The sequence below is a fragment of the Pseudonocardia sp. ICBG601 genome (assembly GCF_020496245.1).
In genome coordinates, this window is the sequence record NZ_JAHLJA010000063.1 from 33690 (window position 1) to 47224 (window position 13535).

13 protein-coding genes and 2 pseudogenes are annotated in these 13535 nt (G+C 73.5%); 14 read left to right on the plus strand and 1 reads right to left on the minus strand.

Going from position 1 to position 13535, the window contains the following annotated elements; all coding sequences use genetic code 11:
• The first annotated feature begins 88 nt into the window (after nt 1–88).
• The 11 genes from KPL57_RS19820 (at nt 89) to KPL57_RS19870 (ending at nt 12175) form a co-directional block, all read left to right on the plus strand.
• A complete protein-coding gene (locus KPL57_RS19820) occupies nt 89–1687 on the plus strand; it encodes a carboxyl transferase domain-containing protein (protein ID WP_308252939.1) in 1599 nt (532 codons plus the stop codon).
• 8 nt (nt 1688–1695) lie between these two features.
• Entirely contained in the window at nt 1696–3777 is a 2082-nt protein-coding gene (locus KPL57_RS19825; RefSeq protein WP_226352716.1) for a biotin carboxylase N-terminal domain-containing protein, read from the plus strand.
• Nucleotides 3774–4934 (plus strand): acyl-CoA dehydrogenase family protein, encoded by a 1161-nt coding sequence (locus tag KPL57_RS19830; RefSeq protein ID WP_020627022.1) that lies wholly within the window; start codon nt 3774–3776, stop codon nt 4932–4934. The genes KPL57_RS19825 and KPL57_RS19830 overlap by 4 nt, the downstream gene beginning before the upstream one ends.
• Nucleotides 4935–5026: 92 nt before the next feature.
• Entirely contained in the window at nt 5027–6046 is a 1020-nt protein-coding gene (locus tag KPL57_RS19835) for an NADP-dependent oxidoreductase (protein ID WP_226352717.1), read from the plus strand.
• 22 nt (nt 6047–6068) lie between these two features.
• A complete protein-coding gene (locus KPL57_RS19840) occupies nt 6069–7532 on the plus strand; it encodes a fused MFS/spermidine synthase (protein WP_226352718.1) in 1464 nt (487 codons plus the stop codon).
• A 479-nt stretch (nt 7533–8011) separates the two neighbouring features.
• Entirely contained in the window at nt 8012–8452 is a 441-nt protein-coding gene (locus KPL57_RS19845) for a hypothetical protein (protein WP_020627019.1), read from the plus strand.
• Nucleotides 8453–8514: 62 nt separating this feature from the next.
• The gene (locus tag KPL57_RS19850) at nt 8515–9375 is read left to right on the plus strand and encodes an ABC transporter substrate-binding protein (protein ID WP_226352719.1); all 861 of its coding nucleotides are present in this window, start codon (nt 8515–8517) and stop codon (nt 9373–9375) included.
• Nucleotides 9372–10235, plus strand: coding sequence for an amino acid ABC transporter permease (locus KPL57_RS19855; RefSeq protein ID WP_226352720.1), 864 nt, complete (start codon nt 9372–9374; stop codon nt 10233–10235). Before KPL57_RS19850 ends, KPL57_RS19855 begins: the two co-directional genes overlap by 4 nt.
• On the plus strand, nt 10232–10978 hold the full coding sequence (locus KPL57_RS19860) for an amino acid ABC transporter ATP-binding protein (RefSeq protein WP_308252940.1): 747 nt from the start codon (nt 10232–10234) through the stop codon (nt 10976–10978). Before KPL57_RS19855 ends, KPL57_RS19860 begins: the two co-directional genes overlap by 4 nt.
• A gap of 58 nt (nt 10979–11036) precedes the next feature.
• A complete protein-coding gene (locus tag KPL57_RS19865; protein ID WP_226352721.1) occupies nt 11037–11636 on the plus strand; it encodes a superoxide dismutase in 600 nt (199 codons plus the stop codon).
• Nucleotides 11633–12175, plus strand: a complete 543-nt coding sequence (locus KPL57_RS19870) for a flavin reductase family protein (RefSeq protein ID WP_226352722.1) — start codon at nt 11633–11635, stop codon at nt 12173–12175. Before KPL57_RS19865 ends, KPL57_RS19870 begins: the two co-directional genes overlap by 4 nt.
• On the opposite strand, the gene KPL57_RS19875 is transcribed toward KPL57_RS19870, so the two are convergent.
• A complete protein-coding gene (locus KPL57_RS19875; protein WP_020624792.1) occupies nt 12135–12311 on the minus strand; it encodes a hypothetical protein in 177 nt (58 codons plus the stop codon). The genes KPL57_RS19870 and KPL57_RS19875 overlap by 41 nt on opposite strands.
• A 301-nt stretch (nt 12312–12612) precedes the next feature.
• Between KPL57_RS19875 and KPL57_RS72335 the strand changes: the two are divergent.
• From KPL57_RS72335 to KPL57_RS66885, 3 genes and pseudogenes are all read left to right on the plus strand, one after another.
• Nucleotides 12613–13146 (plus strand): annotated as a pseudogene (locus tag KPL57_RS72335) (6-phosphofructokinase); the annotation flags it as partial.
• A gap of 131 nt (nt 13147–13277) precedes the next feature.
• A complete protein-coding gene (locus tag KPL57_RS72340; RefSeq protein ID WP_374203750.1) occupies nt 13278–13457 on the plus strand; it encodes a hypothetical protein in 180 nt (59 codons plus the stop codon).
• Nucleotides 13388–13535 (plus strand): annotated as a pseudogene (locus KPL57_RS66885) (ATP-dependent 6-phosphofructokinase); the annotation flags it as partial. The gene KPL57_RS72340 and the pseudogene KPL57_RS66885, both read left to right, overlap by 70 nt.

Genomic DNA, 13535 nt, shown 5'->3' on the forward strand with positions numbered 1-13535 from the left:
GGTCGCCGACCCCGGCTCTGGACGACGCGTGTTAACAACCGCTAACCTGTTAACAGTCATTAACAGACAGCGTTCCCCGGGAGGTCCGATGACGGCACCGCAGGCCCCACCCGCGCCGGCCCCGGAGGCCCCGCGGCTCGGCACGGCGGTGGACCCGGCCGACCCGCGCGCCGTGGAGAACGACGCCGCGCACCGCGCCCTGGTCGCCGACCTGCGCGACCGGCTGGAGCGGACCCGGCTCGGCGGGCCGGAGCGCTCGCGGGCCCGGCACGTCGAACGCGGGAAGCTGCTGCCGCGCGACCGGGTGGACGCGCTGGTCGACCCGTCGTCGCCGTTCCTGGAGCTGTCCCCGCTGGCGGCCCACGGCATGTACGACGACCAGGCCCCCGGCGCCGGGATGATCACCGGGGTCGGGCGGGTCGCCGGCCGGGAGGTCGTGGTCGTCGCCAACGACGCGACCGTCAAGGGCGGCACCTACTACCCGATGACGGTCAAGAAGCACCTGCGCGCGCAGGAGGTGGCGCTGCACAACCGGCTGCCGTGTGTGTACCTGGTCGACTCCGGGGGCGCGTACCTGCCCGAGCAGGACGACGTGTTCCCCGACCGCGAGCACTTCGGGCGCATCTTCTACAACCAGGCGCAGATGTCGGGCCGGGGCATCCCGCAGATCGCGGCCGTCCTCGGGTCCTGCACCGCGGGTGGCGCCTACGTCCCCGCGATGAGCGACGAGGCCGTGATCGTCCGCAACCAGGGCACGATCTTCCTGGGCGGCCCGCCGCTGGTGAAGGCCGCGACCGGCGAGGTCGTCACCGCCGAGGAGCTGGGCGGCGGGGACCTGCACGCGAAGGTCTCCGGCGTCACCGACCACCTCGCCGTCGACGGCGCGGACGCGCTCGCCAGGGTCCGCGCGATCGTCGCGACGCTCGGCCCGCGCGCCCCGCGGCCGTGGGAGGTGCGCCCCACCGAGGAGCCCGCCGTCGACCCCGCCGGGCTCTACGCCGCGGTGCCCACCGACACCCGCACCCCCTACGACGTGCGCGAGGTGATCGCCCGCGTCGTCGACGGCTCCCGGTTCGCGGAGTTCAAGTCCGAGTACGGCACCACCCTGGTGACCGGGTTCGCCCGGATCCACGGCCACCCGGTCGGGATCGTCGCCAACAACGGGATCCTGTTCTCCGAGTCCGCGCTCAAGGGCGCCCACTTCGTCGAGCTGTGCGACCAGCGCGGCATCCCGCTGGTGTTCCTGCAGAACATCTCCGGGTTCATGGTCGGCCGCGAGTACGAGGCGGGCGGCATCGCCCGCAACGGCGCGAAGATGGTCACCGCGGTGGCCTCCACTCGGGTGCCGAAGCTGACCGTCGTCATCGGCGGGTCCTTCGGCGCCGGCAACTACGCCATGTGCGGGCGGGCGTACTCGCCCCGGTTCCTGTTCATGTGGCCGAACGCCCGGATCTCGGTCATGGGCGGCGAGCAGGCGGCCACCGTGCTCGGCACCGTCGGCAACGCCGACCCGGACGCGATCCGCGCCCAGTACGAGGAGCAGGGACACCCCTACTACTCCACCGCCCGGCTGTGGGACGACGGCGTCATCGACCCCGCCGACACCCGCACCGTCCTCGGGTTGTCGCTGTCCGTCGCCGCCAACGCGCCCCTGGCCGACCCGGCCTTCGGCGTCTTCCGGATGTGAGGCCCCCCATGGGATCGGCACTGTTCGACACCGTCCTGGTCGCGAACCGCGGCGAGATCGCGGTCCGCGTCATCCGCACCCTGCGTGCGCTGGGCGTCCGGTCGGTCGCCGTGTACTCCGACGCCGACGCCGCGGCCCCGCACGTCCGCGCCGCGGACGAGGCCGTCCGGATCGGCCCGGCCGCCGCGGGCGAGTCCTACCTGTCGGTGGAGAACGTGATCGCCGCCGCCCGGGTCACCGGTGCGCAGGCGATCCACCCCGGCTACGGCTTCCTGTCCGAGAACACCGCGTTCGCCGCCGCCTGCGAACGGGCGGGGATCGCCTTCGTCGGGCCGCCGTCGTCGGCGATCGAGGCGATGGGCGACAAGATCCGCGCCAAGCAGACCGTCGCGAAGGCCGGGGTGCCGGTCGTGCCCGGGTCCGACGGCGCCGGCCTCACCGACGACGACCTGGCCGCCGTCGTCGCCGACATCGGGTACCCGGTGCTGCTCAAGCCGTCGGCCGGCGGGGGCGGCAAGGGCATGCGCGAGGTCCACACTCCCGAGCAGCTGGCCGACGCGATCGCCGGTGCGCGTCGCGAGGCCCGCGGTTCCTTCGGCGACGACACCCTGCTCGTCGAGCGGCTGGTCACCACGCCGCGGCACATCGAGATCCAGGTGATGGCCGACGCGCACGGCACCGTCGTGCACCTCGGCGAGCGCGAGTGCTCGCTGCAGCGCCGCCACCAGAAGATCATCGAGGAGGCGCCGTCGGCTCTGCTCACCCCCACGCAGCGCGCGGAGATGGGCCGCGCCGCCTGCGAGGCGGCGCGCTCGGTCGGCTACACCGGCGCGGGCACCGTCGAGTTCATCGTGAGCTCCGACCGGCCCGAGGAGTTCTTCTTCCTGGAGATGAACACCCGTCTGCAGGTCGAGCACCCGGTCACCGAGGAGGTCACCGGCCTGGACCTGGTCGAGCTGCAGCTGCGCGTCGCCGCCGGGGAGCCGCTGCCGATCACCCAGGACGACGTGGTCCTCACCGGGCACGCGGTGGAGGCCCGGGTGTACGCCGAGGCCGCCGCCGTCTCTGGTGACGCGCTCACCTTCCTCCCGTCCGGCGGACCGGTGCTGGCCTGGACACCGCCGCCCGGGGTGCGGGTCGACGCCGGGATCGAGACCGGCACCGTGGTCGGGTCGGACTACGACCCGATGCTGGCCAAAGTGATCGCCCACGGCGCCACCCGCGACGAGGCGCTGCGCCGGCTCGACGCCGCGCTGCGCGACACGGTGCTGCTCGGGCTCGACTCCAACATCGGGTTCCTGCGGGCCCTGCTCGCCGACGACGACGTCCGCGCCGGGCGCCTCGACACCGGGCTGATCGCCCGGCGCGGCGCCGCACTCGTCGACGACACGGTCCCCGCCGACGTCCTCGGTGCCCTCGCCGGTCTCGGGCTGCTGCGCCGGGAGCCGGCCGGGCCCGTGGTGGACCCCTTCGACGTCCCCGGTGGCTGGCGGGTAGGGGAGCCCGCCTGGACGGTGAGCCGCCTGGTCACCGGGGGCGCCGACGGTGCCGTCGAGGTGCGCGCCCGCGGCCGGGCGGCCGGGTTCGACCTGGCGCTGCCCGCCGCGGACGGGCCGGCGGACGGGGTTCCGGGGGACACCGCCGTCCCGGCGTCGGTAGCACCCGCCGCGGCCGTCGTCCGGTGCCGCACCGCCGCCGTCGCACCGGGGGTCGTGGAGCACACCCAGGACGGGCGCACCCGCCGGTTCGCCGTCGCTGAGGGTGCCGACGGGGTCGTCTGGATCGGCCGCGACGGGCACGCCTGGAGCCTGCGGGAGCAGGCGCCGACGGAGGCCGCCGCGATCGCCGGCGGCGCGGGCGGTCCGGTCGTCTCGCCGATGCCGGGGACGGTCACCGTCGTCGAGGTCACCGACGGGGACGCCGTCGTCGCAGGTCAGAAGCTGGTCGTCGTCGAGGCCATGAAGATGGAACACGTGCTCACCGCCCCCGTCGACGGGACGGTGCGCGAGCTGAGGGCCCGGGCCGGAGCCACCGTCGCGAAGGACGCTGTGCTGCTCGTGGTCGAGCCCGTATCGGAGGAGCAGGCATGACCGTCGCCCAGGACACCACCACCGCCGAGGAGTACGAGGCGCTGCGCGCCGCGGTCGAGGAGTTCGCGCGCACCGAGGTGGCCCCGGTCATCGGGGACCTCTACATCCGCGAGGAGTTCCCCTACGCGATCACCGCGAAGATGGGCGAGATGGGCCTGTTCGGCCTGCCCGTCCCGGAGGAGTACGGCGGGCAGGGCGGCGACTACCACGCCCTCTGCCTGGCCCTGGAGGAGCTGGCGCGGGTCGACTCCTCGGTCGCGATCACCGTCGAGGCCGGCGTCGGGCTCGGTGCCATGCCGATCCTGCGGTTCGGCACCGACGAGCAGAAGTCGCGCTGGCTGCCCGACCTCGCCGCGGGCCGCGCGCTGGGCGCCTTCGGGCTCACCGAACCCGGTGGCGGCTCCGACGCTGGCGCCACCCGCACCACCGCCCGGCTCGACGGCGGCGAATGGGTGATCAACGGGTCGAAGTGCTTCATCACCAACTCCGGCACCGACATCACCTCGGTGGTCACCGTCACCGCCGTCACCGGTGAGAAGCCGGACGGCCGCAAGGAGATCTCGGCGATCCTCGTCCCGGCCGGCACCCCCGGGTTCACGGTGAGCGAGAAGTACTCCAAGGTCGGCTGGAACTGCTCCGACACCCGCGAGCTCTTCTTCGACGACGTCCGCGTCCCCGAGGCGAACCTGCTCGGCGAGCGCGGTCGCGGCTACGCCCAGTTCCTGTCCATCCTCGACGAGGGCCGGGTCGCGATCGCGGCGCTGGCGACCGGGCTGGCCCAGGGCTGCGTCGACGAGTCCGTGCGCTACGCCGGCGAGCGCGAGGCGTTCGGGAACACCATCGGCTCCTACCAGGCGATCCAGTTCAAGATCGCCGAGATGGAGGCCCGCGCGCACACCGCCCGGCTGGCCTGGCAGCACGCCGCGCGGCTGCTCGTCGCGGGCGCGCCCTTCAAGAAGGAGGCGGCGATCGCCAAGCTCGTGTCGTCGAACGCGGCGATGGACAACGCGCGCGACGCCACCCAGATCTTCGGCGGCTACGGCTTCATGAACGAGTACCCGGTCGGGCGGTTCTACCGCGACGCGAAGATCCTCGAGGTCGGTGAGGGCACCTCCGAGGTGCAGAAGATGCTGATCGCGCGCCACCTGGGCCTGTGACGACGATCCGTTCGGTCACCGAACGACATTCCCGTCACGCGCGTGACGACCGTGATGCGGTGCCGCGCCCGTGTCCGGGGTAGACCGGTGTCATGAGCAACGAGGTCAACCACCAGGTACGGCTCGCCGCGCGCCCGCAGGGCACCCCCGGCCCGGAGGTGTGGGAGCACACCACCGAGCCGGTGCCCGAGCCCGGCGAGGGCCGCATCGTCGTCCGGGTCAGCCACATCTCGCTGGACCCGGCGATGCGCGGCTGGATGAACGAGGGTCGCTCGTACGCGCCCCCGGTCGGGATCGGCGAGGTGATGCGCGCGCTCGGCCTCGGTGAGGTCGTCGCCTCGAAGAATCCGGACTTCGCCGTCGGCGACACCGTCACCGGCGTGCTCGGCGTCCAGGAGTACGTCGAGAGCGACGGCCGCGGCCTGCAGAAGGTCTCGCCGACCGCGGACGTGCCGCCGGAGCGCTACCTCGCGCTGCTCGGCATGACCGGCATGACCGCCTACTTCGGGCTGTTCGACGTCGGTGCCCTCAAGGAGGGGGAGACGGTCGTCGTCTCCGGTGCGGCCGGTGCCGTCGGGTCGGTGGTCGGGCAGCTCGCGAAGGTCAAGGGCGCCCGGGTCATCGGCATCGCGGGCGGTCCGGAGAAGTGCGCGTGGATCACCGACGAGCTCGGGTTCGACGCCGCGATCGACTACCGCTCGGAGAACGTGTCGCAGCGGCTGAAGGAGCTCGCCCCCGACGGCGTGGACGTCTACTTCGACAACGTCGGCGGGGAGATCCTCGACGCCGTGCTCGGCAGGCTCGCGATGCACGCCCGCGTCGTCCTCTGCGGCGCGATCAGCCAGTACAACGCCGAGGGCGGCATGACCGGCCCGAAGAACTACATGAACCTGCTGGTCAGTCGGGCCCGGATGGAGGGCTTCCTGGTCGGGGACTACGTCCCCCGCTGGGGCGAGGCCGGCAAGGAGCTCGCCGGCTGGCTCGCCGAGGGCCGCCTGCACAGCCGCGAGGACGTCGTCGACGGCACCGTCGACGACTTCCCGGAGGTCTTCCTCAAGCTGTTCCGCGGCGAGAACACGGGCAAGCTCGTGCTCCGGCTGAAGCAGGGCTGACCCCGACCGGCACCATGGCGGGGTGCGCCTCGCCATGGCCCGGACCGCCGTCGTCGTCTCGGGGGCGGCGATCCTCGTCGTCGAGACCCTCGCGACCCGGCTCGTCGCGCCCTACGTCGGACTGACCCTCGAGTCGACCACCGCCGTGATCGGGGTGGCCCTCGCCGGGATCGCGGCGGGAGCCTCGCTCGGCGGGCGGTGGGCCGACGAGCGCGACCCGGTCGCCGTCGCCGCGCTGATGATGGTCGTCGGCGGGCTGGGCACCCTGGCCGTACGGCCGGTGGTCCGGCTCCTCGGGCCGCTGCTCGGCGCCGGGCCGTACGCCGCGGTCGTGCTCGTCGCCGCGTCCACCCTGGTCTCGGTGACGGCGCTGGCCGCGGTCACCCCGGCCGTCACCAAGGCCCGGCTGACCGGGCTGGACCGCTCCGGCGAGGTCGTCGGCGGGCTGTCCGCCGCGGGCACCCTCGGGTCGCTCGCCGGCACCTTCCTCACCGGGTTCGTGCTGGTCGCACTGTTGCCGGTGAGCGCGATCCTGCTGGTCACCGCCGCCGCCTGCCTCGTGCTCGGGCTCGTCCTCGCGCCCCGCCGGCGGCGCTCGGACATCGCGAAAGGCGGCGCCGCGGCGCTCCTACTGGCCGTCGCGCTCGTCGCGCTCCCGGGGCGCTGCGACGCCGACACCACCTACTACTGCGCCGCCGTCCGGACCGACCCCGCGGACCCGGCCGGTCGCTACCTGGTGCTCGACGACCTGCGTCACTCCTACGTCCGCCTCGGCGATCCCGCGCACCTGGAGTTCGCCTACACGAAGCGGTTCGCCGCCGCGATCGACACCGCGTTCCCGCAGCCGCGCCCGGTCGACGCGGTGCACGTCGGCGGCGGCGCGCTGACCATGCCGCGCTGGCTCGCCGCGACCCGTCCCGGCAGCACCTCGACCGTGCTGGAGCTGGACCCCGGCGTGATCGACCTCGGGGTCCGCTCGCTCGATGCCGGCGCGATCCCCGGCACGACAGTCCGGACCGGCGACGCCCGGGTGAACCTCGCCGCGCTGCCCGACGACTCCGCCGACCTCGTCGTGGGCGACGCCTTCGGTGCCCGCTCGGTGCCCTGGCACCTGTCCACCACCGAGTTCCTCGACGAGGTGGCGCGGGTGCTGCGCCCGGGCGGGGTCTACGTGCTCAACGTGATCGACCGGTACCCGCTCGACCTGGTCCGGGCCGCCACCGCGACCGTCCAGTCCCGGTTCGCGACGACGATGCTCCTCGCCCGCCCCGACGAGTTCGCCCCCGGCGGGGGCGGGAACGTCGTGGTCGTCGCCTCGGACCGGCCGCTCGACCCGGCCGCGCTCGACGCCGCCGTCGCCCGCTCCGGCGAAGCGGGCGCGGTCCTCGACCCGGCCCGCACCGCCGCGTTCACCGCGGGGACGCCGGTCCTGACCGACGACCGCGCCCCGGTGGACCAGCTGATCACCACGGGGCTGGCGGGGTAGGGCGCCGACCCCTCCGTGCCCCGGGGTGCTGTGCCCCGCTCGCCCTGTCCCGCGTGGCCTGCCCCCCGCCCCGCTCGGCTGCACGCCGGGGCCCGCTGTGCCGCGCCTCCGTCGCCGGCCTGCCGGGCGCCCCGCCACACCGCGCCCCGCCACACCGCGCCCCGCCAGACCCCGCGACCACACCCGCCGAGATGCAGCTCAGCGGGAATTGTGGATCTTCAGCGCCCGCTGAGCTGCATCTCGGCACCGGTGATCCGAGCACGGACGATCCGTCGGCCTGCCGGCCGTTCGTCTCGGTGGAATCAGTCCGGGCTCGGACGATTCGGTGCAGTTGCCGAGCAGCCTCGGGTGCGGCGGGGGCCCACCGGGGCGAGGCGCACCACCGGGGAAGCTGAGGCCGGCCGTGCGGGGGCCGGATCACGCTAGGGTCGGCGACGGGGTCCGGTGGGCCCCGTCGGACGATCGAGGGGGAGACGGGCGTGGCGACCTGGGAGGACCTGAAGGCCTACGTCGTGGTCCGGTACGAGATCGTGCGCCAGGGTGCGGACGAGCTGCGCTTCCGGCTGCCGACGACCGAGGACCGGGACCAGCTCGTCGTCGTGAAGCGGGTGCGGGAGGGTGCGGGCCGCCCCGGCGTCGAGGTCACCGACGCGGCGGCCGCCGTCGCGGACCCGGACCAGGAGTGGGTGCAGATCGAGTCCCCGGTCGCCCGGCTCGGCGAGGTCGACCTCGGCCGTGCCCTGGAGCTGGCCGGGCCGTCGGTGGTCGGCGGGCTGGCCGCGGAGGAGGGCGTCGTGGTGTTCCGGCACTCCATCCCGCTCGGCCCGGCCGCGCTCGACGGGTTCGAGTTCCCGTTCCGCCAGGTCGTCCACCTCGCCGACGAGCTGGAGCACGCGCTCACCGGGCGCGACGACCACTGACGTCACCGTGTCGTGACCCGGTTCACGAAGACCGGGGCCGCCGCCCTGTGAAGGATGTGGGGATGACGCGCGCCCGGACGACGACGATCCTGCTCGCAGCGCTGCTCGCGGCCACGATCGCCGGCTGTGCGCCACAGCCCGACCCGGCCGCGACGGGTAGAGGCGCCGCGGCGGACTGCGCGCCCGGTGCCCTGCCGACCCTGGCGCAGGGCACCCTGACGATCGGCACCGACCAGCCGGTCTACCCACCGTGGCACCTCGACGACGACCCGACGTCCGGCCGCGGTTTCGAGTCCGCCGTGGCCTACGCCGTCGCCGACGATCTCGGGTACCCGCGCGACCGGGTCACCTGGGTGCGCGTCCCGTTCAACGCCGCCATCGCGCCGGGCCCCAAGACCTACGACCTGAACCTCACCGAGTTCTCCATCACCGAGGAGCGCAGGCGGGCGGTCGACTTCTCCAGCCCGTACTACGACGTGCGGCAGGCCGTCGTCGCATTGAAGACCTCGCCACTGGCCCGATCCACGACCGTCGCCCAGCTGAAGGGCGCCCGGCTCGGCGCCCAGATCGGTACGACGAGCCTGGAGCAGCTGAACGCCTCCGTCGCCCCGACCACCCCGGCCGCGGTCTACAACACCAACGACGACGGCAAGCTCGCGCTGTCCAACGGACAGATCGACGGGCTCGTCGTCGACCTGCCCACCGCGTTCCAGATCGTCGGCAGTGACCTGCCCGAGGCGACGATCGTCGGGCAGCTCCCCGCCGGGGGGACCCCCGAGCAGTTCGGCGCGGTGCTGGACAAGGACAGCCCGCTGACCGGGTGCGTCTCCGCCGCCGTCGACCGGCTCCGCGAGCGGGGCACCCTCGCGGCGCTGGAGCAGCAGTGGATCCAGGCCGACGGGGCGGCTCCCGAGCTGCGATGAGCGCATCCGCCGCGGCCGCCGGGCCGCCGCCCCCGAGCCCGCTGGCCCGGGAACGCGCCGCGTACCGCCGTTCCCGGTCCCGCCGGTCCACGCTGATCGCGCTGGCGTCGACCCTGGTCTTCGCGGGACTGCTCGTCGCCGCGGTGGCCGGATCACCCGGCTGGCCACGGGTCCGGGAGACCTTCCTGGACCCGCAGATCGCCTGGGAGTCGCTGCCCACCGTGCTGTCCGGTCTGTGGCTGAACCTGCGGGTCCTGGTCGTCGCCGAGATCGGGGTGCTCGTTCTCGGCCTGCTGATCGCGGTGCTGCGGACCCTGCGCGGTCCGGTCTTCCTCCCGGTGCGGCTGCTCGCGACCGGCTACGTCGACCTGTTCCGCGGTGTCCCGCTGCTCGTGGCCCTCTACCTCATCGGGTTCGGGCTCCCGGCCCTGCGTCTGCAGGGGGTCCCCACCGACGCCGCCGTGCTCGGCACCCTCACGCTCGTGCTGGTCTACTCCGCCTACGTGGCGGAGGTGTTCCGCGCCGGCATCGAGTCGGTGCACCCCTCCCAGCGTGCCGCCGCCCGCTCGCTCGGGCTGACCCAACGGCAGTCGCTGCGTCTGGTGGTGCTCCCGCAGGCGGTGCGCAACGTGCTGCCGCCGCTGCTCAACGACTTCGTCGCGCTGCAGAAGGACGTGGGTCTGATCTCCGTACTCGGTGCGGTGGACGCGATCCGGGCCGCCCAGATCGAGTCCGCCCGCACGTTCAACTTCACCCCCTACGTGGTCGCCGCGCTGCTGTTCGTGGCCCTCGCCGCCCCGACCGGGCGGATCGCCGACGCGTTCGCCCGCCGCGCCACCCGCGCCCGGAGCGGCTCGTGACCCCGGTGCTCGAGGTGTCGGGTCTGGTGAAGACCTACGGTGACCGCGTCGTGCTCCGCGGCATCGACCTGACCGTCGCCGAACACGAGGTCGTCACGCTGATCGGGGCCTCCGGCTCGGGCAAGTCCACCCTGCTGCGCTGCGTCGACCTGCTGGAGGACATCGACGACGGCCGCATCCTGCTCGACGGCACCGACGTGTCCGACCCCCGCGCCGACGACGCCGCGGCCCGCAGGCGGATGGGGGTGGTCTTCCAGTCCTACAACCTGTTCCCGCACATGACGGCGCTGCAGAACGTCGCGCTGGCCCCGCACGTCGTGCACGGCGTCGGGTCGGACGAGGCCGACGGGCGTGCCCGGGAGCTCCTGCAGCGGGTCGGGCTCGGCGACTTCGCGGACGCGTACCCGGACCGTCTCTCCGGCGGTCAGCAGCAGCGGGTCGCGATCGCGCGGGCGCTGGCCGTGCAGCCGCGGCTGCTGCTCGACGAGATCACCTCCGCGCTCGACCCGGAGCTGGTCGGTGAGGTCCTGGAGATCGTGCGCGAGCTCGCCCGGGACGGGGTGACGATCCTGATGGCCACCCACGAGATGGGGTTCGCCCGCCAGGTCGCGGACCGGGTCTGCTTCCTCGACGAGGGCGTCGTCCTGGAGTCGGGCCCGCCGGAGCAGGTGCTCGGGGAACCGGTCGAGGAGCGCACCCGCCGGTTCCTCGCCCGCATCATCGCCGCGGGACGGCTCGGCTGACGGCTGCGGCCGTCGTCACACTTGACCTGAAGTGGGGTTCAGCTACCAGGCTCCTGGCATGGCCGACTACACGCTTCCGGACCTGCCCTACGACTACTCCGCGCTCGCCCCGCACATCGCGCCCGAGATCATGGAGCTGCACCACTCCAAGCACCACAACACCTACGTCCAGGGCCTCAACACCACCCTCGACAAGCTCGCCGAGGCCCGGGACCGCAACGACTTCGGCGCCATCGTCGGACTCGAGAAGACCCTCGCGTTCAACCTCGGCGGCCACGTCAACCACTCCGCCTTCTGGAACAACCTCTCCCCCGACGGCGGCGACAAGCCCACCGGCGACCTCGCCGCCGCCATCGACGAGGACTTCGGCTCCTTCGACGGATTCCAGGCCCACTTCACCGCCGCCGCCACCACCATCCAGGGCTCCGGCTGGGCCATCCTCGGCTACGACCAGCTCGGCGGCCGCCTGCTGATCCACCAGCTCTACGACCAGCAGTCCCAGCTCCCCGCCGGACAGACCCCAATCGTCCTGCTCGACATGTGGGAACACGCCTTCTACCTGCAGTACAAGAACGTGAAGCCCGACTACGTCAAGGCCTGGTGGAACGTCGTGAACTGGGCCGACGCCGCGGAGCGCTTCGCCCTGGCGCGGGCGTGACCGTCGCGGATCCGGCGGGGGGCCTGCGGACGGCGTTCCGCGGGCACCCCGCCGGGGTCGCGGTGCTCACCGCGACCGGGCCCGACGGGCCGGTCGGGATGACGGCGTCGTCGGTCGCCTCGGTCGGGGTGGACCCGCCGGCGGTGTCGTTCTCGACCGCCCGCGACTCACGGTTGGCCCGTGCGCTCGCCGGGGGCGGGACGGTCGTCGTGCACCTGCTCGACGACGCCGACACCGGGCTCGCCGCGGCGTTCGCCGTCCCGGGCGCGCAGCGGTTCGGCTCCGGCGTCCGGTGGGTGACCCTGCCGACCGGGGAGCCGTGGCTGGTCGAGGTGGGCACCGCACTGCGCTGCCGGGTCCTGTCGGTCACCGAGGTCGGCGCGTCGTTGCTGGTCGCGGCCGAGGTCGTCGAGCTGCTCGGGCTGCGCCGCCGCGGCCGTCCGCTGGTGTGGGTCGGGCGGTCCTACCGCGCCGTACCCGTCGGGGACGCCGACGCCGTCACAGCGGCTGCGGATGCACGTCCAGCGCCTGGTCGATGACCGTGCGCAGGCGGTTGAGCAGCTCGTCGGCCTCGCTCCAGGTGACCGCGCCGGTCGCGACGCCGTGACGCAGCTCCTCGGCGATGGTGCGGGCGAATCCGGTGGACCAGGTGTGACGGGGGTCGTTGCTCCGCATGGACGAATTTTGCCCTATGCGACCTGCGGTGTTCACCCCGGGTGCTCGAACCGTTCACAGCGCGTGTGCGAGCGGGTGGGCGAAACCGGTGACCTCTGCCGATGCTCGACGCAACGATGTGCGCGGTCCGCGCACCGGCCGATGACCCAGCGGCGACGACGGTGGTCCGATCGGCCGGATCCGGCGCACCCGCGGGTGGTCCCGCCGCGTCGTCCCCGGAGGGTCGGATCGACGAGCGGCCCGGTGTGCGTCACGATGATCGCCCGGCCCCCGGGCGAATCGATCCAGACGGAGCGTGCGCGTGACCACCTCGGAGTACAGCAGCATCACCCCCGGGGACCTGGCCATCGACACGCTCGGTCCGGCCCGCATCACCTCACCGCTGGCGCCGCTGCTCGACGCCCGCCGCACCACCGAGCACTACGTCGACGCCGGCGACCGGGTCCTGCTCGACGACACCGCCGCCGGGATCCGCGCCCGGGGCGTCGAACCGGAGGAGCTGCCGGGGCTGGAGCCGTGCGGGCCCCGCCGGCAGATCTACTTCGACCCGTCGAAGACCCGCGCCGGGATCGTCACCTGCGGCGGACTGTGCCCGGGTCTGAACGACGTCATCTCCGGCCTGGTCCGCACCCTGACCTACCACTACGGCGTGCGCCGGGTGGTCGGGTTCCGCAACGGCTACCGCGGCTTCGTCTCCTCCTACGGCCACGACGTCGTCGAGCTCTCCCCGGAGTCGGTGCGCGACATCCCGGTCGACGGCGGCACCTTCCTCGGCACCTCGCGCGGTCCGCAGGACCCCGAGGAGATCGTCGACTGCCTCGAGCAGATGCACCTCAACGTGCTGTTCGTGATCGGCGGCGACGGCACCATGCGCGGTGCGATGGAGATCGCCCGCGTGGTGGGGAGCGGGGGCTGCGGATCGCCGTCGTCGGGATCCCGAAGACGATCGACAACGACATCCCGTTCATCGACCAGTCCTTCGGCTTCCAGACGGCGTTCTCCCAGGCCAGCGAGGCCATCCGGTCGGTCACCGTGGAGGCCAGTCCACCCCTGGCGGGGTCGGGCTGGTCAAGCTCATGGGCCGCCACTCCGGCTTCATCGCCTGCTACGCCTCGCTCGTGCGCTCCGACGCCGACGCCGTCCTGATCCCCGAGGTGCCCTTCGAGCTGGACGGCGAGACCGGCCTGCTCCACCACCTGCACGACGGGTGTCCCAGCGCGGGCA